Source organism: Nocardia sp. IFM 10818, from assembly GCF_054655275.1.
The window spans coordinates 1,368,118-1,389,118 of sequence record NZ_BAAHJH010000001.1; the positions used below are offsets into that span (position 1 = coordinate 1,368,118).

The following is a 21,001-nucleotide window of genomic DNA, read 5'->3' on the forward strand; positions in this document are numbered from 1 at the left end:
TGCCGGGCGAGATCCCCTCGCCCGGCACGGCTTTCGTCGTCTCGGTATCAGTCCGCGAGCCGCAGACCCGGCAGCGACTCCCGCGCCGCGGCCCGCAGATGCGCGCAGGCGCGCTGCCAACGCCGGTGCGCGCGTTCGCGATCCGAGTCGATGAAGCTGGCCACCAGAATCCCGCGCAGCGCGTCCATGGCGGTGTAGACGAAATCCCGTGCGTCCCTGCGATGCACCTCGTCCGGCACGTACCGGCTCAAGGCCATCAGCACCGCATTGTTCACGAACGGCTCGACCTTGTGCGCCTCCAGCGCCAGCACCGGATCCGTGCGCCCCGCCACCCACAGCTCCATGGCCGCGATGAACAGCGGACCCTGATGCAGCTCCCACAGCGAGTCCAGCACGGTCGTCACCGGATCGGCCCCCACCTTGATCCGGGACAGCTCCTGCATGGCCGCCTCGGTGCGCCGCTGGGCCAGATGGCTGATGGCCGCGACCACCAGATCCTCCTTGGCCCCGAAGTGGTGCACCTGCGCCCCGCGCGTCACGCCCGCCCGCTCGGCCACCCGCGGCGTGGTGGTCCCCGCGTACCCGTACTCCACCAGGCATTCGATGGTCGCGTCCAGCAATCGGGCCCGCGTCTCACTGCTGCGCTGCTCCTGGGTGCGACGCGGCGGTTTCGAGACGGCGGACCTGGTCATGCCGCGGATTCTACACAGTTACATACACGGCTGTATGTTCGCGATCCGGTCGCCGCGGTCACGGTTTGCGGGCGAGGGCGCAGGCGATGAGCTGCTCCCACACGGTGAGGTGGTGTTCGGCGGCGCCGATGCGGCGGATGCTGTCGTCCTGCGGGTCGGGTCGCCACAGCGGGCAGGGAACCAGTCCGGGGGGCAGGAGTTCGAGGTTGTCGAAGAGTTCGAGGATCTCCTCGTCGGTGCGCCAGCGGCCGCGGCCGAAGGTGGATTGGAGTTTGGATTCCGCGGCGCGGGTCTGCTCATTGGCGCCGGAGCGGAAGTGCGAGATGTAGACCGGGCTGCCGGACGGGATCTGTTCGGACCAGTAGCGGACCAGTTCACCGGGTTTCTCGTCGTCGTTGAGATGGTGCAGCACGGCGCTGAAGATGACGGCCACCGGTTCGGTGAAGTCGATGAGGCGCTCGGTCTCCGGATTGGATTTGATGGCCTCCCCGTCGCGCAGTTCGGATTGGATGACGGTGGTGTTGCGGTCGGTCTGCAGGATGGCGCGGCTGTGCGCCAGCACGATCGGATCGCTGTCGACGTAGATCACATGGGCGTCGGCGCGATGGCGCTGGGCGACCTGGTGCACGTTCTGGGCGGTCGGCAAACCGCTGCCGATATCGATGAACTGCCGCACGCCGCTCTCGGCGATCTCGCGGACGGCGCGAATGAGGGCATTGCGATTGGCGAAGGCGATATCGACCGAACCGGGTAGATCATTGATGAAGTAGTCGCCGACCTCACGGTCGGCCGCGTAGTTGTCCTTGCCACCCAGCAGATAGTCGTAGACGCGCGCGATGCTCGGTTTCGACTGGTCCACGGGTTCGTGGTCGGTCATATCGATCACCCCTGTCCGAGGATTTCGCCTCGCCAGTAATCGTAAGCAACCGAACGGCTTCCGGCGGGACCTTCGATAGCGTCCGGCCATGGCCGGGCGGTGTGCCGAGTGGTTGCCCTCGTTCGTCTCTGCAAGGATCACGGCATGACTTCCCTGGTGGATCTCCTCCCTTCGGAAGCAATCGATCTGCACGGCAGTGCACCGGACTGGCGGGCGGGCATCGCCGCTGCCGGTGAGTTGCTGGTCGCCACCGGCGTGGCAACCGGTGAGTACACCGCCGAGATGATTCGCAACGTTGAGGAGAACGGTCCGTATATCGTCATCACCCCGGGTTTCGCCTTCGCGCACGCCCGGCCGTCGCCCGCGGTGAATCGGACCGGCATGTCCTGGGTACGACTGAGCGAACCGGTCGAATTCGGCAGCCCGAACGATCCGGTCGATCTCATCGTCGCGCTGGCGGCCACCGATGCCGGGGTGCACACCGATGCCATGGCGGCGCTGGCCAAGGTGCTGCTGGAGCCCGGAGCGGATCGGGTGCTGCGCGCGGTGGGCACGCCCGGGCAGTTGCGCGCACTGCTGGCCGGACCGCCACCCGAACCGGCGGCGCCGGCCCCGGGTGCGGCGGCGGCTTCCGGCGCTCCTGCGGCACGGGGTGAAACGGCCGCCGCCGCACCGCATTCCGCCGCACGGCCGAAGTCCGGTCCGATGAAGATCCTCACCGTCTGCGGTAACGGGGTCGGCACCAGCCTGTTCCTGAAGAGCACCCTGGAGCAGGTGCTGGATCGCTGGCACTGGACCCCGTACATCACCGTCGAGGCCACCGACACCATCTCCGCCAAAGGCAAGGCCGGTGAGGCGGTCGCCGTGCTCACCTCCGGCGAGATTGCGAAAACCCTTGGCGACGTGCGGATTCCGGTGCGCGTCATCGAGAACTTCACCAGCGCATCGGAAGTCGACCACGCCCTGCGCGAGCTATTCGATGTCTAGGAAGGCGTCGGCATGATCGGTCAGGACCGGAGGCGGCAGCGGAGCGTAACCGCGCAGGGCCCCGATCATGCCGGAAAGGACACAGCATGAATGTCGTATTGGCCATTGCCCAGTTCATCGTCAATGAAATCCTCAGTCAGCCCGCCTATCTGATCGGCATCATCACCGCCGTCGGTCTCATCGCTCTGCGCAAACCCGCCGGGCAGGTGATCGGCAGCGCCATCAAGGCGACGCTGGGCTTCCTGCTCATCGGCGCGGGCGCGGGCCTGGTGGTGGCCTCGCTGGAACCGCTGGGCGTCATGATCCAGGGCGCGCTCGGCGCACACGGCGTGGTGCCCACCAATGAGGCGATCGTGGCCATCGCGCAGAAGGAGTACGGCGCGCAGGTGACCTGGCTGATGATCCTGGGCTTCGCCATCAGCCTGGTGCTGGCCCGGTTCACGCCGCTGCGATACGTCTTCCTGACCGGTCACCACATGCTGTTCATGGCCACGCTGCTGACCATGGTGCTGGCGGTGGCCGGCTTCTCCACGCCGGTCGTGGTGATCAGCGGCGGCATTCTGCTGGGCATCGTCATGGTGTCGCTGCCGGCGCTGGCGCAATCCTGGACGCGGCGCGTCACCGGCGGGGACGAGGTCGCGATCGGGCATTTCGGCACCGCGGGCTATATCGCGGCGGGCGCGACCGGGCAGCTGGTGGGCAAGCGCAGTCGCAGCACCGAGGAGATGAATCTGCCGGAGGGCCTGCGCTTCCTGCGCGATTCCATGGTGGCGACCGCGCTGTCCATGGTCATCCTGTACCTGGTGCTCGGCACCGCGTACCTGGTGCGCGAAGGCGAGCACACCGCGTTCGGGGCCTTCGAGGACGGCGCGACCAATGTCGGCAACTACCTGATGAAATCGGTGCAGCAGGGCCTGTACTTCGGCATCGCCGTGGCCGTCATCCTCTTCGGTGTGCGCACCATCCTGGCCGAGCTGGTGCCCGCCTTCCAGGGGATTGCCGAGAAGGTCGTGCCCGGCGCGGTTCCGGCCCTGGACGCGCCGATCGTCTTCCCCTACGCGCAGAACGCGGTGCTCCTCGGCTTCCTGTCCAGCTTCACCGGCGGCCTGATCAGCCTGGGATTGCTGAGCTGGATCTTCAACCCGCTCTTCGGGCTTGCGCTGGTATTGCCCGGCCTGGTGCCGCACTTCTTCACCGGCGGCGCGGCCGGCGTCTACGGCAATGCGACCGGCGGCCGGCGCGGCGCGGTGGCGGGCGCATTCGTCAACGGCGTGCTGATCACCTTCCTGCCCGCCATCCTGCTGAAGGTGCTGGGCCCCTTCGGCGAGGAGAACACCACCTTCGGCGACGCCGACTTCGGCTGGTTCGGCACGGCCATCGGCGGCGCGGCCGAACTCGGCGGCGCGGGCGCGATCGCCGTCTGCGTGGGCATCGGCGTGCTGATCCTGCTGGCCGCAATCCTGGTGCAGGTCAAGGTCGTAGCGGCAGGCTGGGATCCGGGCGCGGCCCGCGACGCCGCCCTCGGCCTCACCCGCGCCGACGAAAACGCCGCGCCCATCACCCAGGCCGGTCTACGGACCTACGCGAAGATCCCTGTCCCACAGGGCGCTCCATCCCCGCCGCCGCCGGAGTAATCCGCACCCCCGTGTCATCCCGGTGCCGGTGTCATCCCGGCCACCCCTACGTCATCCCGGCGTGGGTTTGGTCGGGATCCACACCAGAGCGGTGGATTCCGGCCAAGAACGCGCCGGAATGACGAGGCTGGGGCCTCAGACGGCGCGTAGCCGGGTGCGGCTGGCGTAGACGTGTTCGGCGATGAGGGTGGCGATGCGGTCCGGCGCTTCCAGCATCGGCACGTGCCCGACGTCGTGGATCATGATGCGGTCGGCCGAATCGGGCAGTTCTTGCAGGAAGCGCTTGGCGTACACGCGGTTCGGGATGATGCGGTCGTGCTCGCACATGAGCAGGCGCACCGGCACCCGCAGGGTCGACAGATCGTCCAGGGCGGGGGCGCGCAGCCCGCCCGCCAGCATGGGCAGCATGGCTTTGCAGTGCAGGGCCGAGGTGATGGCGGCCTCGATGCCGCGGCGGGGTGCGGCGGCGGTGTTCTTGCTGAGGATGAGCGCGGCCGCCAGCCGGACCGGGGCGCTGTAGGAGATGGCGCGCGGCAGCCGCCGGCCGATCTCCACGAACGGCACCAGCGACAGGAATTTCAGCCCGACCCGGAATTGCAGGGTGGACGGGTTCTTCCAGCCGCCCGCCGGGGCGATGGCGGTGAGGGTGCGGGCCCGCCCGCGGCGCGCCAGCTCGAAACCGACCCAGGCGCCCAGCGAATTCCCGGCGATATGGCAGGTGCGCCAGCCCATTTCATCGAGCTGATCCTCGATCCTGTCGGCCAGCAGGCTGACGTCCAGATACCAGCCTTCGAAATCGGGTCCGCCCCAATGCCCGGTGAAGGCGGGCGCGAACACTTCGCAATGCCCGGCCATGCGCTGCGCCACCTGCTCCCAGCAGTGCGGCGACATCATGAACCCGTGCAACAGCAGCAGCGGATCACCGGAGCCGGTGTGCAGCGCGCTGATGGGCGCGAGGCCGACGGTGGGCTTGGTGGTGCCGGACGTCATCGTCGTGACCCCTTCCTGGACCTCGATGTCCGCGGGGAAGTGTGGATAAGCCGAATTCTACGGCCGCGGTATGACATGCATCACGTCTGGCGAACAGGTGTGGCCAAGCCGTGTCTGGGCGCGGCCTCGCGCCGGATCCCCGGGTGCATGAGGCATGATTTGGGCCATGATCTCCCAGCCAGCGCGCTCCAGCACCTACTCCGGGACCATCTCCACAGTCAATGTGAACGGGGTGCGGGCGGCCGCGGGCAAGGACAACGGCCTGCTGGCATGGCTGGCGAGCACCGAAGCGGACATCATCTGCCTGCAGGAAACCCGTGCTACCGATGAGCAAACGCGAAAGTCCTTGGCCCCGGCCCTGGACGCGGGCTGGTTCCTCAGCCACGCCGAACCGGGCGTGAAGGGCCGCGCCGGCGTCGCCATCCTGTCCCGGCGCGAACCCGACGCCGTGCGCATCGGCATCGGCGCGGACCGCGACGGAACCTGGTGCCCCGTCGAGGAATTCGCCGCCACCGGCCGCTACGTCGAGGCCGATTTCGACGATCTCACCATTGCCAGCGTCTACGTGCACACCGGCGAGGCCGACACCCCCATGCAGGACGAGAAGTACCGCTTCCTCGATGCCGTCGGCGCCCGCATGACCGCCATGACCCGCGATTTCGTCATCATGGGCGACTGGAACGTGGCGCACACCGAACTGGACATCAAGAACTGGAAGGGCAACGTCAAGAACGCCGGCTTCCTGCCCCGGGAACGCGCCTGGGTCTCCTCGATGCTGGCCGCCGGATACGCCGACGTGGTGCGCGATCTGCACCCGGGCGTGCCGGGCCCGTACAGCTGGCACTCCTACCGCGGCCGCGCCTTCGACAACGACGCCGGCTGGCGCATCGACTATCAGCTGGCCCGCGGCGAGATCGCGGGTCGCGCCAAGCAGGCCGTGGTGGAGAAGGCCGCCACCTATGCCGAGCGCTGGTCCGACCACGCGCCCGTCACGGTGCAGTACAAGTGACGATCTCGCCGCGCGTGCGCGCCTGGCTCATGATCGGGGTGCTGGCGGCGCTGCTGGTGGTCGGCTTCCTGACCACGCGGGGCGGCGATCAGGCCGGCGACGCCAAGAACACACGGGCCGCGGCGACTTCGACGGCGCCGGGCAAGACCACCGCGCCCGGCGGCAAGTCGACGGCGCCGCCCGCCGGGCAGCCCACCGCCGTGCCGTCCCGCGCCCCGGGCGTGCCGGATCGGGCCTATCAGACCCTCGTCGAAATCGATGCCGGGCGCTGGCCCGAATCCGCCAATGCGCCCGGTACGCAGGGCGGTGAGACCTACTTCAACCGCAATCGCGCACTGCCCACCACGGATGCGGCGGGCAAGCGCATCACCTATCAGGAATGGGACGTCAATCCCAAGCGCCGCGGCCAGGATCGGGGTGCGGAGCGCATAGTCACCGGCAGTGACGGCTCCGCCTACTACACCTCCGATCACTACGACACCTTCACGAGGATGCGCTGATGACCGAGCCCATGCCGCTCTCGCAGTTCCTCTCCGCGCCCAAGCCCGCCGCCGTCACCGCCCGTCCCGCATCCCGCCCCGCGGATGCGCCGGTGCTCGGCGTTCTCCCGGTCGGCGCGGCCGAGTTCTCCGGAGTGCGCGGCCAACTCCCCGCCGGGTACCTCTCCCGGGAACTGCGCGGCCGCAAGATGCGCAGCGACGCGGAGCTTTTCGACGAGTTCGCCGCCGCGCTCCAGTTCCCCTACTACTTCGGGGCGAACAAGGACGCCTTCGACGAATGCCTGCGCGATCTCGACGAATTCGTCGGCCCCGCGCCGGGATACGTGATCGTGGTGCGCAATGCGGCGCTGCTGCTGGATGATCAGCCCGGCGAGCGCGCGTGGTTCGCCGAGGCCATGGACGATGCCGCGACCTATTGGGCCGGGCGGGGCGTGGCCTTCCGGGTCGTGTTCCAGGACGCCGCGCCGCCCGGAATCACCGCGGTCCCATTGACTTTCGACGGGGATATCCGGGCCTAGGGCTGCCGGTAGTGCTCGGCCAGATCCTCGCCGAGCAGCACGAACACGTCGGTGGTGTGCTCGATGAGCTCGTCGCGGCTCATGGGCAGTTCGCCCTGTAGCCAGGCGGTGAGCGTCTGCACCAAGCCGCCGACCAGATAGGTGGCGCGGAAGGTGATGGCCGGATCCGGGGTCTCCTCGGTCAGACCGTAGAAGTCGACGCCCTCGGCGGCAACCAGATTCGCGAACGCCTGAATGGTGTGCACGGTGCGGGTGTGCAGTTCGGGGCTCGCGGAGCTGACCAGCAGGGCCACCCGCGCCTTGCGCGGATCGTCGGTGAGGACGCCGATGCCCGCGGTAATGGCGGCGTGCGCCTTGCCGCGCGTGGTGGCGGGCGCGGTGTGCAGGGCGGCCAGCAGGGCGGCGGCGAGTTCCTCGGCGAGCGAGTCGAACAGCGCGGAGATGACGGCGTCGCGGCCGTCGAAGTTCTCGTAGTAGTAGCGCTCGTTCAGTCCGGCCCCGGCGCACAGGGCCGAGACGGTGAGCTTGTCGATGCCCTGGCTGCCGAGAATGTCGAGCGCGGCATCGAGGAGGGCGGCGCGGCGCTGGGCGCGGCGTTCCTCCGCGGAGACGCCGCCATAGGTCCGTTGGCCGGTCACGACTCGATTCTGGCACGGTCGCAATTCTGGTAGAGTCTCTTGCCAGATGTGTCGATGTGCGGGACCCTGATGTCGGATGCGGTGCTCCGCGTCACACCCTGCGTGAGGAGGCAACGATGCCTGCACAGTCGGCCGCGCCCGGATACTTCTCCGACGATTCGATGATCCGGCGCGTCATGCGCAAACGGGCGGTGGGACTCACCTACGGCCAGCGCGCGCTGGTGATCGGAGCCGTGCACCCGCTGCTCTATGTCGGCACCGCCGAGAACACCAACCACCGGACCACGCCCTACACCCGGCTCGCGCTCACCGGCCGGCTGTTCGAGGCGGTCTCGCTGGGCACCAAGGCCGAAGCCGATCGCGCCATCGCCTTCACCCGCAAGCGGCACGCCCCGGTCGAGGGCGCCCTGCCCGAGCACGCGGGCGAGCACCATCCGGCGGGCACCCGCTACTCCGCCCGCGATCCGCGGCTCATGTTCATGACCATGGCCTTCACCTTCGACTCCGCCGAGGTCATGCACGACCTGCTGGTCCGCAAGCTCACCCCCGGCGAGCGCGAGGGCCTCTACCAGGACTACGTGCGCTGGGCCGAGCTGTTCGGCATGCCCCGCGCGGCCGCCCCGGGCACCTACGCGGCATTCCGCCGCGACTACGACGCCTACCTCGCCTCCGACGAGCTCTTTCTCACCGACGAAGCCAAACTGGTCGGCTCCTATCTCATGGGCCAGCGCGTCGCCCACCCCCTGCCCGCGCCGCTCCAGCAGGCCTTCGGCGGTTTCGCCCTGCTCGTCCAGGGCAGCCTCCCGGCCCGCATCCGCACCATGTACGACCTGCGCTGGGGCATTCGCGAGGAGGTCGCCTACCGCGGCCTGGCCCAGGCCATCCGCACCGCGCACATCGCTCCGCCGCTGGTCCCGTCCCCGCTGCGCAGCACCCTCGCCGGCCCCAGCCACCCCGTGTACCGCCTGCTCACCCGCCGCGAACAGCAGTTGGTCAGCGCCGGGCGGGCCAGTATGCCCGGGGTGGATCCGCGCAACTGGGTGGCGCGCAATTCGGCTTGATGGCCATGGGAAGATCGGAGCATGTCCAGTCCTGCATCCACCGGTGAGCGCAAGCAGCGGGTCCTGTCCGGGATCCAGCCGACCGGCTCGTCCTTCCACCTCGGCAACTACCTTGGCGCGGTGCAGTATTGGGTCGGGATGCAGGACGACTACGACGCCTTCTACTTCATCCCTAACATGCACGCCATCACGGTGCCGCAGGATCCGAAGCAGCTGCTCTACAGCACCAAGCTCGCGGCGGCGCAGCTGCTCGCCATCGGCGTCGACCCCAAGCGGTCGACCCTGTTCGTGCAGTCCCAGGTCCCCGAGCACGCCGAGCTGACCTGGGTGCTGCAGTGCATCACCGGTTTCGGCGAGGCCAGCCGGATGACCCAGTTCAAGGACAAGTCGGTCAAGCAGGGCTCGGACAACGCGACCGTCGGCCTGTTCACCTACCCGGTGCTCATGGCCGCCGACATCCTGCTCTACCGCGCCCAGCTGGTGCCGGTCGGCGAGGATCAGCGCCAGCACCTGGAGCTGACCCGAAACCTGGCGCAGCGCTTCAACACTCGGTTCAAGAAGACCTTCGTGGTGCCCGAGGCGCACATTGTCGGCGGCACCGCCAAGATCTACGACCTGCAGGATCCGACCGCCAAGATGAGCAAGTCGGCCTCCAGCGACGCCGGTCTGCTCAATCTGCTCGACGATCCCAAGGTGTCGGCCAAGAAGATCCGCTCCGCGGTCACCGATACCGAACGCGAGATCCGCTACGACCCGGAGACCAAGCCGGGCGTGAGCAATCTGCTGGTCATCCTGAGCTCGCTCACCGAGACCCCGATCGTCACCCTGGAGCAGAACTATCAGGGCAAGGGCTACGGCGATCTCAAGTCCGACACCGCCGACGCGCTGGTCGAATTTGTCACCCCGCTGCAGGCGAAGGTGACAGAGTATATGTCCGACCAGGGCGAACTCGACCGCATCCTCGCAGCCGGCGCGGAGCGGGCGCGTGAGGTCGCCGGTAGGACTCTCGCGCAGGTGTACGAGCGGGTGGGCTTCCTGACCCGTTGATTCGGTCCGCCGTGCGCCGGGCATATGAATGCTGACAGGCAGTGCGGAGGTGGGCGGTGTTCGGCAAGGTCGTCGATTCGGTCAAGGCCCGGATCGAGCGCGAGGTACAGAAGCGGCACTGGCTCGACCATGTGGTGCGGGCCGCGGGCCGCTATCAGCGGCAGCGCGGTGACTACTACGCCGCGGGCATCACGTACTTCACGGTGCTGTCGCTGTTCCCGCTGCTGATGATCGGCTTCGCGGTGGCGGGCTTCGTGCTCTCGCGCAATCCCGATCTGCTCACCGAGATGCAGGCCAAGATCGTCGAGAACATTCCGGGCTCGGCGGGGGAGCAGATCAACGATCTGATCGATCAGGCGGTGCGCTCGCGCACCAGCGTCGGCGTGATCGGCCTGGCGGCCGGGGCCTATGCCGGGCTGGGCTGGATCGCCAACCTGCGGGCCGCGCTCACCGAGCAGTGGGATCAGAAGGCGCCGGAACGCAATTGGGCGTTGAACAAGCTCTCGGATCTGGGGGCGCTGTTCGGGCTGTTCCTGGCCATCGCGGTGTCGATCGGGCTGTCGGTGGTGGCGTCCAGCGGGTTGATCGACCATGTCATGGACTGGCTCGGCATCGGGGAATCGACGCCGATCACGGTGCTGCTGGTGGTGGTGTCGCTGCTGCTGGCGATTCTGGCCAACTGGGCCGTGCTGACCTACATCATCGCCCGCATGCCGCGGCACCCGGTGACGCTGCGCAGCGCGGCCAAGGCGGCGTTGTTCGCGGCCGTGGCCTTCGAGGTGTTCAAGCAGCTGGCCTCGATCGTGCTGAAGGCGGTGGTCACCAGTCCCGCCGGGGTGGCGTTCGGCCCGATCATCGGCTTGATGGTGTTCAGCTACATCACCGCGCGCATCATCCTGTTCGCCACGGCCTGGGCGGCCACGGCGTCGGAAAACGAAGTGGCGGCCGATATTCCGGTCCCCGCCCCGGCCGTGATCGAGCCCCGGGTGCAGGGACCGGGGCTCTCGGCCGGAACGGGGGCGGCGCTGTTCGGCGCGGGAGCCGTTGCCGGGGGGCTGATTTCGGCGTTTCGGCGGCGCCGCTAGGTCATCGCCGCGCCCGGCGTCACCGGCTCAGCGTCCCGGATACGTGGGCGGCAGCGGCATTCCGCGGTCGGCCATGACCTCGCGCAACCGGTCCGGGTAGTCGGTGATGATGCCGTCCACGCCCTTGTCCAGCAGCATGGTCATGGCGTCCGTGTCATTGACGGTCCACGGCACGATCAGCATGTCGTTGGCGTGCGCCTCGTCCACCATCCACTTGGTGACCACCGGGACGTTCATGGTGCCGGTCGGCGGCAGCGCGTACACCGGCGAAAGCGCCGTCGCGCCGAAGGATTTCGCGGCCTTCACCAGGCTGCCGCCGTGCTCGAGCAGGTTCACTCCGCCCAGCCACGGGGAGAACGGATAGACCTTGGTCGGCTCGGTCAGCGCGTACAGCGGCAGGCTCGGCTCGACCCGGCGCATGACCTCGAGCGCGCCCCAGTCGAAGCTCTGAACGAGGGATCGATCGCCCATGTTCGCCTTGCGGATCTCCTGCACCACCCGTTGGGCGAACACCTCCCGGGTGGCGGTCTCCTTGCCCTCGGGATCGGTCTTGAGCTCGATATTGAATTTGACGGTGTGCGCCGCACGGGATCTGGCGAGTGTGAAGACCTCCTCCAGCGTCGGCATCCGCGCGCCGGGCGCGGTGCGCTGGCCCGGATAGCTCGCCTGCGCCTTGGACCCGCAGTCGAGGGTGCGCACCTGCGCGAAAGTCAGGTCCTTGACCCGCTTTCCGGCATACGGGTATTTGGGGTCGCCCGGGGTGACCGGCTGGGTGTCCACGCAGGTGCCGCTGCTGATGGTGGCATCGTGCCCGATGACGTCCCGGCCGTCGGCGGTGATCTGCACATCCAGTTCGAGGGTGCTCACCCCGAGGTCGAGGGCATTGGCGAAGGCCGGCAGCGTGTTCTCGACCACCAGCCCGCGCCCGCCGCGATGCGCTTGCAGATCGAATGCGGGCGCGGGCGCGGCCGCGGCGTCCGGTAGGGCGAGCACGGCCGACGCGGCGAGCGCGGCGGCCAGGGCGATCAGAGACTTCTTCACCGGTGGGGAAACTCCTGTAGTCGGGAAACCGGTGACAAGATCACCATGCTGGACGGTCGCCCACAACCGATTCCGGGTAAATACTCCGCATCAACGCGGCCGGGTCAGGCGATGGGCTCCGGCCAGTAAAACCAGCACCATGATCACGGCGCCGACGATCAGCGTCACCTGCAGGTCATTGCGGTTCGATCCGGAGGGTCCGGGGGCGTCCGCACCGGCCAGCGGCGGAGTGGCCAGTGCCGCAGTGGAATCCGCGGCCTTGGTATCGGTCTCGCCATCGGGCAGCGTGCCCACGCTCGCGCTCGCGGGCAGCGCGAAACCGTAATCGAGCAGTTTCGCCGCCTGCTCCCACGGCCGCAGCGGCTGCACCTCGGCCTTCAGCAGGGTGACCACCAGGCGACGGCCATTGCGTTCGGCGGCGGCCACGAAGGTCTGCCGGGAATCATCGGTGAAACCGGTCTTGCCGCCGAGCGCGCCCTCGTAGTTGTAGAGCAGGTGATTGTCGTTGCCGATGGGGTAGCCGGGGCGGTCCTCGTCTCCCGGAATCTTCGGATCGGCCGGATAGCCCGGGAAGTCGACCTGTTCGGTGTGAATCAGCTCGGCGAACAACGGAATACTCATGGCATCGCGGAACAGCACCGACAGGTCGTAGGCCGAGGTGCTCATGCCCGGGCCGTCCAGACCCGAGGGCGTGGCGGCGCGAGTGTCCAAGGCCTGCAACTGTTTCGCGCGCGCGTTCATCTTGGCGACCGCGGCGTCGTCACCGCCGAGTTGGGCGGCGATGGCATGCGCGGCATCATTTCCCGACGCCATGATGAGCGCCTGGAACAGCTGCCGATTGGTGTAGCGCCCGCCCGGCCCGATGCCGACGCGGGTGCCGTCCACATTCGCGTCCTCCTGGGTGCCGGTCACCACCTTGTTCAGGTCGAGGGTGCGCAGGGCGACCGCGGCCAGCAGCACCTTGATGGTGGAGGCGGGGCGGTAGCGGCCGTGAGGATCCTTGGCGGCCAGCACTTTTCCGGTATCGAGATCCGAGACCATCCAGGCGGTGGCCGAAATCCCCTCCGGCGCCGGCGCGGCGCCCGAGGGCAGCACGAGACCGCAACCGCCGAGCTGCTTCCCGCCGACGGGCGAGGCCGGGATCGGCAGCGCGGCCGGGGCGGATTCGCCCGGCGCGGGCACCTCGGAGGTGTCGACGGGCGGCGGGGGAGTGGTCTTGTTCGGGCAGTTGTCGGTATTCGGCGTCGTGAACGGCGTTGTGCTGGTGGGCGGTTGCGCCGTCGCGCCGGGTAACGGCGCGTACCCGACACCGGTGAATGCGGTGAGCCCCGCCGCGAGCAGGGCGGCGGTGAGGACGGCGCGGGGCCGGCGACGGAGGCGCGGGGCCGGACTGGGGTCGTGGCGCGAAAGCCTGCGGATGCTCATCGAGTCAGAGCTTAAGCGGTGGCCCCCGACCGCGAGCCGCAGGTCAGGGGCGTCGGGCGGAAAAGACCCCGAGCTGGAACTATTCCGTGCTCCTGGCGACCGGACAGCCGTGCGCCAGCGGGCCGAGCAGCTTGTTGTTGTCGTAGAAATGCTCGAGCTCGAGGATGCGCAGCTCCTCGCTCACCTTGGCGATGGTGATGCCGGTCATCTCGATGGTCTCGCCGGTGGGCTGATGGCCCCGGTATTCGCCGGTGTACTTGCCCCAGTGCCGCCACTTGAAGGTGACGGTCGGCGGCCCGGCCAGCACCTCCAGGACCTCCCAGAAGAAGCCGCCCGGGAAGGCCGTGTGGAAGATGTCGTGCGAGGACTCGAAGGTTTCGCCGGCGACGTCGTAGTACGGGTTCTCGCCGATCAGGATGTTGTAGGAGCCGATGCGGGCGAACTCCTCGGCATCCTGCCAGGGTCCGCCGTTGACGCGGCCGCGGTAGTGCTCGGCCACCAGGGAGACCCACTTCGCAGGGTCCTTCTTGTGCGAGACCTCCATCTCGAAGACCTTCACGAGCTCTTCGACAATGTGCTCGAGCGAATCGGGGGCGTGCGCGGTGGTGCGCTCGGCCGGCATGACGGTCTTGCTCAGGTGGTATTCGGGGGTCTCCGCGCGCCAGTCTTCCGGTGCGGCAGCGGCGATTACGGCATCGCGGCCTTGCAGATGCAAGGGAGTTCGAGCGGGTTCTGTTGCTTGGTCGGTCATTTAGAGCCTCAGTTGTCCAGACCTGTTGGGAGATCCGTGAATTCGAACGGATCCGGATGAAGCTAGCAGTTGCCGGGCGTGCTGTCTCGGCATCTGTATCGCCCTGGCGAGTACGACCGGGAACCGATGACGCGTCATTGTTTGACAGTTCGTATCAAATGAGAGACTCTCTCATTATCGATAAACAATCAACTGATTGGAACTGTCATGAAAGCTCCCGGCGTACGCCGCTGGCTGGCCCTGGGCGCCCTGGCGGTGGCCATGCTGACCATCGGGCTCGACGTGACCGTGCTGACCGTCGCGCTGCCCACCCTCGCCGGCGATCTGAACGCCGGCACCGGCGCGCTGCAGTGGTTCAGCAGCGCCTACACCCTGGCCCTCGCCGCGGTGATGCTGCCCGCGGGCGCGCTCGGCGACCGCTACGGGCGCAAGAAGGTCCTGCTGGCGGCGCTGCTGGTCTTCGGGGTGGCCGCGGTGGCCTGCGCCTTCGCCGCCACCTCCGGACAGCTCATCGCCGCCCGCGCCGCGCTCGGCATCGGGGCGGCGGCCATGATGCCGCTGTCCATGGCGGTGCTGCCGGGCCTGTTCCCCGATCCTGCGGAACGGCAACGCGCCCTGACCGTGTGGATCACCTCGACCGCCATCGGCCTGCCGCTCGGCCCGATCGTGGGCGGCTGGCTGCTGCAGAACTTCTGGTGGGGCTCGGTCTTCCTGCTCAATGTGCCACTGGTCATCGTCGGTGCGATCGCGGTGGCGCTGCTGGTGCCGGAATCGCGCAGCGAGAACGTCTTCCGCATCGATCTGCCCGGTGTGGTGTTGTCGGCCGCCGGAATGCTCGGCTTCACCTACGGCTTCATCCGGCTCGGCGAGGAGGGCTGGGGCAATGGCCCGGCCTGGCTCGCCGTCGCGGCGGGAGTGGCGCTGCTGGCCGGATTCGCACTGTGGCAGCGCCGGGCCGCGCATCCGCTGGTCGATACCGGACTGTTCGCCGCGCCCGGATTCCGTTGGGGCACTCTGTATATGGTCGTCATCAACTTCGCCATGTTCGGCCTGTTCTTCACCATGCCGCAGTACTTCCAGGCGGTGCTCGGCACGGATGCGCTCGGCAGCGGTGTGCGTCTGCTGCCGCTGATCGGCGGACTGCTCATCGGCACCCGGGTGGTGGACAAGCTGCTGCCCAAGACCGGTGCGCGGGTGGCGATCACCACCGGATTCGCCCTGCTCACAGTGGGACTCGCGCTCGGTGCGCTGATCACCGCCGACAGCGGCTACGGTCTGGCGGCGACCTCGCTCACCGTGCTGGGCATGGGCATGGGATTCGTCATGCCGACCGCCATGGGTCTGGCCATGAGCGATCTCAGCGCCGAGCGGGCCGGGTCCGGATCGGGACTGCTGCAGGCGGTGCGGCAGGCGGCGGGCACCATCGGCGTGGCCGTGCTCGGCACGGTGCTGTCCACGCAGTACCGGTCCGAACTCGGTGAACTGAACCGCGATCCCATTGCCGACGGCGTCAATGCCGGGGTCGCGGTGGCGAAGCAGAGTGGCGATGCGGGTGTGCTCGCGCATGTGCAGACCGCGTTCACCGGCGGCATGAGCGCCATGCTGTGGGCCTGTGCGGCTGTCACGCTGCTGGTGACGGCGCTCGCGCCGCTGCTCACCCGGCCGGTGCGGGACCTGAAGCCGATGCAACCCGATGCGGCAGAATCTGTGCATGCCGGTTGAGTCGTCGAAACCCGCCCCAGCGGCCCCGCCCGCCCGTCCGAAACAGGCGGCCGGCAAGCCGACGCTGCGGGAGCGGAAGAAGGAACGCACCCGGCACACCATTCGCACCGAGGCGTTCCGGCTGTTCCGGGAACAGGGCTACGCCGCCACCACGGTGGAGCAGATCGCCGAGGCCGCCGAGGTCTCGCCGAGCACCTTCTTCCGCTACTTCCCGTCGAAGGAACAGGTGGTCCTGGTCGACGACGTGGACCCGATCATGGTCGAGAAATTCGCCCAGCAGGACCCGGACCTGTCCGTACTGGAGGCCTTCGAGCGGGCCGTGCACGACACGTTCCGAACGCTCGATGCGGAGCAGATCGGATTCGAGCAGGAGCGCGCGGCCCTCGTGCGCTCGGTCCCCGAGCTGCGGGGCGCGCTGGCGCTGGAAATGGATCGCAATGTCGAGCTCATCGCGGACATGACCGCGCGGCGCACCGGCCGGGATCCGGACGATTTCGAGGTGCGGGCCCTGGCCGGCGCGCTGGTCGGGGGCGCGCAGGCGGTCCTGATGGACCTGACCCGCAATCCCTTCGACGCGGAGCAGGTCAGCCGGATCATCAGGTTCCTCGCGGCCGGGATGCCGCTCTAGAGCGGCGCTTTCAGACCTCGGTGCCGATCAGCTCGCGCACCACCTCGTCGTCCATGGTGGCGAAGAAGCCGCCGACCACCTCCTCGATCTCCTCGATCGATTCGGCGCAGTAGAGAATCGGCTGGTAGTGGGTGATGTCGTAGACGGCGGTGCCCATCTCCAGAATATTCAGCGGCCGCAGCTCGGCCTGGCGGAACTCCTCGATCTCGCCGAACGAGGACAGCAATCCCGCACCGTAGCAACGGACTTCGCCGTTCTCGCGCAGTACGCCGAACTCCATGGAGAACCAGAAGACATCGGCCAGGAACTTCAGGGCCCGGTCGGTGGTGCAGCGGGCCACCGCCGCGCCCACGGTCTCATAGATGGCGGCGAATCGCGGGCTCGCCAATTGATTGGCGTGGCCCAGGATTTCGTGAATCGCGTCCGGTTCCGGGGTGTACAACGGGAACGAATGATGCCGGATGTACTGGGTGGAGTGGAAGATCCGGTCCGCGAAGGAACCGAAGAACTCCCGCAACGGGACCAGCCCGGCGGCGGGCACGTACTGGAATCCGGTGAGCGGCACCAGTTTCGAGGTGACCTCGTCGAGTTGCGGGATGTGGTCGCCCGGCAGGCCGAGGCGTCCGGCCGCCTCGATCACCTCCGTGCAGGCGTAGCGCTCGCGCTTGCGAGCCAATTCGGCGGAGACGATCCGCCACACTTCTTCTTCCTCGCCGGTGTAGTCGATCCGGGGCACCGCGTGGCCGGGCCGGTAGTTCAGTGCGAGAGCGGCAATCGCATTGCGGCGGGCACGATATGCGGGATCGTGCACGCCGGGATGCTCGTCGCTCAAATGCACCGTCACATCACCGTCGGCGCCCGTGGTCACCGGCGAGTACAGCTGAGCCTCGGTGAACATACCTCGATGCAATCACCGCGTGACCCGCGCGACAACAAAAGCCCGCTCAGCTTGTCAGATTGCCAAGTTGAGCGGGCTGGGCAGGGCTGGTGGCAGCGGATAGCTCAGTGTCCGGTGTGCAGGGAGTGCACCACCGCATGACCCTTGCCGCGGCCGATCATCCACTTGTTGACCGGCGTGGTGACCACGAAGGCGACGAGGAGCGCGAAAACCAGCGAGCCCCAGAACAAGAAGTCGCCGACACCCGCGTGCATGGCGCCGGGGACCAGCCACAGCACGGCATTGTCGACGATCTCCATGACCGTGATGGAGACGGTGTCCGCGGCCAGCGCCACCGAGACCGCCGCGCCGAAGGCCAGGCCGGCGGCGAAGGCGCTGCGCAGGGTGAAGGCGTAGCCGAACAGGAAGGCCAGCGCGATGGCCAGCACCATGGTCGGGATGTTCGCCCAGCCCAGGGCGGTGCCGATCACCATGCCGAGGATCTCGCCGATGGCGCAGCCGGTGAGGCAGTGCAGGGTCGCGCTGGCGGCCATCTTCCAGGTGGCGGGGGCGGGGCCGGTATGAGCCGAATGATCGTCGCCGGTCGCGTGATTCGCATGCGCCTCGTGATTCGCAGGTGCACCGTGGCCGTGATGATCGTGGGAGGCGTGGTCGCCGTGTGCCAGGTGTTCGTTCTGCATATCGCCAGTCAATACCTTAGGGGGGTAAGGTGTCAACCCCGGGGCGACTCCTCACCGGCCATGGTGAACGCACCGCCCTCGAGCCGATCGATGAGCCGCTTCGTCCACGCTGTACGGCTGTCGGCGGTGTTCAGCCACAGTCCGATCACCTCGCCCACCGGGCCCCAGGTGTCGAGATCGGTGTCCGGCGGCAGGTATTCGGTAATGCTCGCCCGCCACTGCGCCAGCTCCGCGGCTCGCTCGCGCAGCAGTGCGAGGGCCGCGTCACGGGGCAGATCCTCGATGAACCCGACCGCCGCCGCCAGCAGATCCAGCCGCGGATCCCGGCTGGCCAGCGCACTGCGCAGGAGGGCGAGATAGGCCTGCTCGCCCTCCTGCGTCAGCTCGTACTCCATCCGCGGCGGACCGCCCGCCTCGCTGGGCGCGGTGTCGTGCACCCGCAGCAGGCCGTCCTTGGCCAGCGCCTTGAGGGCGTGATACACCGAACCCGAAGTGGCGCGCGCCCATTCGTGCGCGCCCCAGGCTTCGAGATCGGTGCGCACCTGATAACCGTGCACCCGGCCCCGTCGCCGGACAGCTCCCAGCACCAGCAGGCGTACCGCGGACATCGCACTCCTTCGGTCGATCAGGCGGGTGTGCTCACCCACCACAGTGTCCCGAACGGATCCATGAATCCGCCCGCCCGGCTCCCATCCTCCTGCGTTTCGACCGCCCGGGCCGGGGTCGCCCCCGCCGCGACCGCCCGTTCGAACGCGCGCTCGGCATCCGGGACCGTGGCCCACAACTGCACGTGCACGGGTTCGGAGGGTGACTTCAGGCACCGGCCGCCGGTCGGTCCGGAGTCCGCGAAATACAGTGTGCCGTCACCGATCCGGGCCTCGGCGTGGATGAGCCGCCGCGGATCCGAGTCGAGCGGGACGGCGACCGGGATCTCGGCGTCGAAGGCGGATTCCAGGAACTTTCGATAGACCTGAGCGTCGTCGACCATGACATAGGGCGTGATAGCGGGCATTTCCTATCTCCTAACTAGCCAAATTTGGCTACCAACCAACGGTAACACCGGCGCGCGCGGTGATGCCACCGAAAAACGAGAAGGCCGCCCCTGGGTCGGGGGCGGCCTTCTCGGTCGGGCTGGGGCCGGTTCAGCCGGCGGTGCAGCGCAGGCCCTCGGCGGGCGGGGTGAGAGTGATCAGGTAGTCGATCGCCGGGGTGTCGACACAGGACACGCCGGAACCGAATACGCCGTGCTGCGTGCCCTCGAAGGTGATCAGGGTGGCGCCGAGCTCGCGGGCGAGATTGATGCCGTTCTGGTGCGGGGTCGCCGGATCGCCGGTGGTCGAGATGACGACGAGCTTCGGGAGCCCGGAGACGTTCAGGCTGTGCGGTTCATAGGTGGGCGGGACCGGCCAGAAGGCGCAGACGTCGAGGGGAACCGCGCCGGTGGTGGCGCGGCCGTGATCGAAGGCCGGGGCGGCGGCATTGCCGCGCTGGAACAGCTCATTGGCCTCGGCGCGGTCGGTCACGCGCTTGTCGTCCTGGCACAGCACGGCCTGCTGGTGATCGCGCTCCAGGCCGATGCCGGCCTCCATGAAATCGGCGATCTCCAAGAGCGTGTCGCCGCGGCCCTGCCGGAGTTCGGTCAGCCCCTTGGTGATTCCCGGCCAGCCTTCGGGAGTGTAGAGCGAATTCAGCACGCCGCTGCCCGCGTCCCGATAGCCGAGCCCGCGGCCGTTCGCGGTGGTGGCGGGCCGATCGATCAACGGCTGCAGCAGTTCTCGCAGGGCCGCGCTGGTCTTGGCCGGATCCGGATCGGCGCCCAGCGGGCAGTCCGGTTGGGCGGTGCAGGAGGCGGCGTAGATCTCGAAGGCCTGCTGGAAGCTCAGGCTGCTGTTCACCGGATCGAGAACATTGGTCGCCGGATCGACGGCCCCGTCGAGCACCATGGCCCGCACCCGATCCGGGAACATCTCGGCGTACACCGACCCGAGCCGCGTGCCGTAGGACCCGCCGAAATAGGTCAGCTTCTCATCGCCGAGCACCGCGCGAACAATATCCAGATCCCGCGCCACATCCCGAGTTCCGACATTGGCGAGCAACTCCACCCCGCTGCGCACCACACAATTCGCGACCAGATCCTTGTTCTCCTGCTCGGTCTGCGCGATCCCCGCCGCCGAATAATCGGTATCCAGATCGACCCGCTCGGCCTGGAATTCCTCCGCCGTCCGGCACACCACCTTCGGCGTAGAAGCCCCCAACCCCCGCGGATCCATCCCGATCAGATCGAACCGCTCCGCCAACTCCGACTCCGCGAACGCCAACGGCAAATTCAACCCCGGCACCCCCGGCCCACCCGGATTGGTCACCAGCGACCCGATCCGCTCCCCCCGAGCAGCCAACCGCGACAACGCGATCCGCGCCTCCGCCCCCTCCGGCTTCCCATAATCCAGCGGCACACTGATCCGCCCACACTCCAGCCCAGCCTCATCGAGCTTGTCCCCGTGCTCCGAAAACTCCCGGCACGAACCCCATTCCACCCGCTGCTGCTGAAACTTCCCCAAATCAGCGCCGGCCGCCAGTTCCGCATCGGACCCGGACCCGCACGCCGCCGCCAACAGCATCACCGCAGCAATACCGAGCGCCCGCATCCGCCCGGCCACTCGAACACCAAGTCCGTTGTTCTGGAACACACGCCCCCCAATGGATCGACACCTGCAACTATTCTGCCGCACCGCGAAACGGCGAAGGCCGCCCGCATCGAACGATGCGGGCGGCCTTCGTATTTGCATTTCGGCCGGTGGCCGGAGTCCCGGAGTCCCGG

The 21,001-nt window shown here is 68.2% G+C and carries 22 protein-coding genes; 10 read left to right on the forward strand and 12 right to left on the reverse strand.

Annotated features, from left to right (window positions below):
• Positions 1–47: 47 nt before the first annotated feature.
• Both ACYQ5L_RS05935 and ACYQ5L_RS05940 read right to left on the reverse strand, forming a co-directional pair.
• Positions 48–692, reverse strand: coding sequence for a TetR/AcrR family transcriptional regulator (locus tag ACYQ5L_RS05935; RefSeq protein ID WP_379201265.1), 645 nt, complete (start codon positions 690–692; stop codon positions 48–50).
• Between the two features lie 58 nt (positions 693–750).
• Positions 751–1,569, reverse strand: coding sequence for an SAM-dependent methyltransferase (locus ACYQ5L_RS05940; protein ID WP_459956082.1), 819 nt, complete (start codon positions 1,567–1,569; stop codon positions 751–753).
• Positions 1,570–1,713: 144 nt separating this feature from the next.
• Here ACYQ5L_RS05940 and ACYQ5L_RS05945 point away from each other — a divergent pair, with 144 nt between their 5' ends.
• Entirely contained in the window at positions 1,714–2,556 is an 843-nt protein-coding gene (locus ACYQ5L_RS05945) for a PTS sugar transporter subunit IIAB (RefSeq protein ID WP_459956084.1), read from the forward strand.
• An 86-nt stretch (positions 2,557–2,642) separates the two neighbouring features.
• Positions 2,643–4,190, forward strand: a complete 1,548-nt coding sequence (locus ACYQ5L_RS05950) for a PTS ascorbate transporter subunit IIC (RefSeq protein WP_459956086.1) — start codon at positions 2,643–2,645, stop codon at positions 4,188–4,190.
• A gap of 135 nt (positions 4,191–4,325) precedes the next feature.
• On the opposite strand, the gene ACYQ5L_RS05955 is transcribed toward ACYQ5L_RS05950, so the two are convergent.
• Complete coding sequence (locus ACYQ5L_RS05955) at positions 4,326–5,180, reverse strand: alpha/beta fold hydrolase (protein ID WP_459956088.1); 855 nt, start codon at positions 5,178–5,180, stop codon at positions 4,326–4,328.
• 166 nt (positions 5,181–5,346) lie between these two features.
• Between ACYQ5L_RS05955 and ACYQ5L_RS05960 the strand changes: the two genes are divergently transcribed.
• The 3 genes from ACYQ5L_RS05960 to ACYQ5L_RS05970 are packed head-to-tail and all read left to right on the forward strand — an operon-like array spanning position 5,347 to position 7,207.
• On the forward strand, positions 5,347–6,189 hold the full coding sequence (locus ACYQ5L_RS05960; RefSeq protein WP_459956089.1) for an exodeoxyribonuclease III: 843 nt from the start codon (positions 5,347–5,349) through the stop codon (positions 6,187–6,189).
• Complete coding sequence (locus tag ACYQ5L_RS05965) at positions 6,186–6,689, forward strand: guanyl-specific ribonuclease (RefSeq protein WP_459956091.1); 504 nt, start codon at positions 6,186–6,188, stop codon at positions 6,687–6,689. The genes ACYQ5L_RS05960 and ACYQ5L_RS05965 overlap by 4 nt, the downstream gene beginning before the upstream one ends.
• The gene (locus ACYQ5L_RS05970) at positions 6,689–7,207 is read left to right on the forward strand and encodes a barstar family protein (RefSeq protein ID WP_459956093.1); all 519 of its coding nucleotides are present in this window, start codon (positions 6,689–6,691) and stop codon (positions 7,205–7,207) included. Before ACYQ5L_RS05965 ends, ACYQ5L_RS05970 begins: the two co-directional genes overlap by 1 nt.
• On the opposite strand, the gene ACYQ5L_RS05975 is transcribed toward ACYQ5L_RS05970, so the two are convergent.
• A complete protein-coding gene (locus ACYQ5L_RS05975; RefSeq protein WP_459956094.1) occupies positions 7,204–7,845 on the reverse strand; it encodes a TetR/AcrR family transcriptional regulator in 642 nt (213 codons plus the stop codon). The two genes, ACYQ5L_RS05970 and ACYQ5L_RS05975, sit on opposite strands and share 4 nt — an antisense overlap.
• Before the next feature lie 116 nt (positions 7,846–7,961).
• On the opposite strand from ACYQ5L_RS05975, the gene ACYQ5L_RS05980 reads away from it, so the two are divergent.
• From ACYQ5L_RS05980 to yhjD, 3 genes are read left to right on the forward strand one after another with little or no spacing between them, the layout of a single operon-like run.
• Positions 7,962–8,906 carry an oxygenase MpaB family protein gene (locus ACYQ5L_RS05980; protein ID WP_459956096.1) on the forward strand — a complete coding sequence of 315 codons (945 nt, stop codon included), beginning with the start codon at positions 7,962–7,964 and terminating at the stop codon, positions 8,904–8,906.
• A gap of 21 nt (positions 8,907–8,927) precedes the next feature.
• Positions 8,928–9,953 (forward strand): tryptophan--tRNA ligase, encoded by a 1,026-nt coding sequence (trpS, locus tag ACYQ5L_RS05985; RefSeq protein ID WP_459956098.1) that lies wholly within the window; start codon positions 8,928–8,930, stop codon positions 9,951–9,953.
• Positions 9,954–10,009: 56 nt separating this feature from the next.
• Positions 10,010–11,038: an inner membrane protein YhjD gene (gene yhjD, locus ACYQ5L_RS05990; protein ID WP_459956100.1), complete on the forward strand. Its 1,029-nt coding sequence runs from the start codon at positions 10,010–10,012 to the stop codon at positions 11,036–11,038.
• A 27-nt stretch (positions 11,039–11,065) separates the two neighbouring features.
• Here yhjD and ACYQ5L_RS05995 read toward each other — a convergent pair whose 3' ends face one another.
• The 3 genes from ACYQ5L_RS05995 to ACYQ5L_RS06005 all read right to left on the reverse strand — a co-directional run bounded on the left by ACYQ5L_RS05995 (position 11,066) and on the right by ACYQ5L_RS06005 (position 14,255).
• On the reverse strand, positions 11,066–12,079 hold the full coding sequence (locus ACYQ5L_RS05995; protein ID WP_459956101.1) for a glycerophosphodiester phosphodiesterase family protein: 1,014 nt from the start codon (positions 12,077–12,079) through the stop codon (positions 11,066–11,068).
• 90 nt (positions 12,080–12,169) lie between these two features.
• Positions 12,170–13,504: a D-alanyl-D-alanine carboxypeptidase family protein gene (locus ACYQ5L_RS06000; protein ID WP_459956102.1), complete on the reverse strand. Its 1,335-nt coding sequence runs from the start codon at positions 13,502–13,504 to the stop codon at positions 12,170–12,172.
• 79 nt (positions 13,505–13,583) lie between these two features.
• Positions 13,584–14,255, reverse strand: a complete 672-nt coding sequence (locus tag ACYQ5L_RS06005; protein WP_459956103.1) for a SnoaL-like polyketide cyclase — start codon at positions 14,253–14,255, stop codon at positions 13,584–13,586.
• 207 nt (positions 14,256–14,462) lie between these two features.
• On the opposite strand from ACYQ5L_RS06005, the gene ACYQ5L_RS06010 reads away from it, so the two are divergent.
• Positions 14,463–15,977 carry an MFS transporter gene (locus ACYQ5L_RS06010; RefSeq protein WP_459956104.1) on the forward strand — a complete coding sequence of 505 codons (1,515 nt, stop codon included), beginning with the start codon at positions 14,463–14,465 and terminating at the stop codon, positions 15,975–15,977.
• Positions 15,967–16,605, forward strand: a complete 639-nt coding sequence (locus ACYQ5L_RS06015) for an acyl-CoA-like ligand-binding transcription factor (protein WP_459956105.1) — start codon at positions 15,967–15,969, stop codon at positions 16,603–16,605. The genes ACYQ5L_RS06010 and ACYQ5L_RS06015 overlap by 11 nt, the downstream gene beginning before the upstream one ends.
• 10 nt (positions 16,606–16,615) lie before the next feature.
• Here the strand turns inward: ACYQ5L_RS06015 and ACYQ5L_RS06020 are convergent, their stop codons facing one another.
• From ACYQ5L_RS06020 to ACYQ5L_RS06040, 5 genes are all read right to left on the reverse strand, one after another.
• Entirely contained in the window at positions 16,616–17,503 is an 888-nt protein-coding gene (locus tag ACYQ5L_RS06020) for a phenylalanine 4-monooxygenase (protein ID WP_459956107.1), read from the reverse strand.
• Positions 17,504–17,607: 104 nt separating this feature from the next.
• Complete coding sequence (locus ACYQ5L_RS06025) at positions 17,608–18,183, reverse strand: DUF4396 domain-containing protein (RefSeq protein WP_459956109.1); 576 nt, start codon at positions 18,181–18,183, stop codon at positions 17,608–17,610.
• Positions 18,184–18,215: 32 nt separating this feature from the next.
• Positions 18,216–18,791, reverse strand: a complete 576-nt coding sequence (locus ACYQ5L_RS06030) for a PadR family transcriptional regulator (RefSeq protein WP_459956110.1) — start codon at positions 18,789–18,791, stop codon at positions 18,216–18,218.
• Between the two features lie 17 nt (positions 18,792–18,808).
• Positions 18,809–19,195: a VOC family protein gene (locus tag ACYQ5L_RS06035; protein ID WP_459956111.1), complete on the reverse strand. Its 387-nt coding sequence runs from the start codon at positions 19,193–19,195 to the stop codon at positions 18,809–18,811.
• A gap of 130 nt (positions 19,196–19,325) precedes the next feature.
• Positions 19,326–20,969, reverse strand: a complete 1,644-nt coding sequence (locus ACYQ5L_RS06040) for an alpha/beta hydrolase (RefSeq protein ID WP_459956113.1) — start codon at positions 20,967–20,969, stop codon at positions 19,326–19,328.
• Positions 20,970–21,001 lie beyond the last annotated feature (32 nt).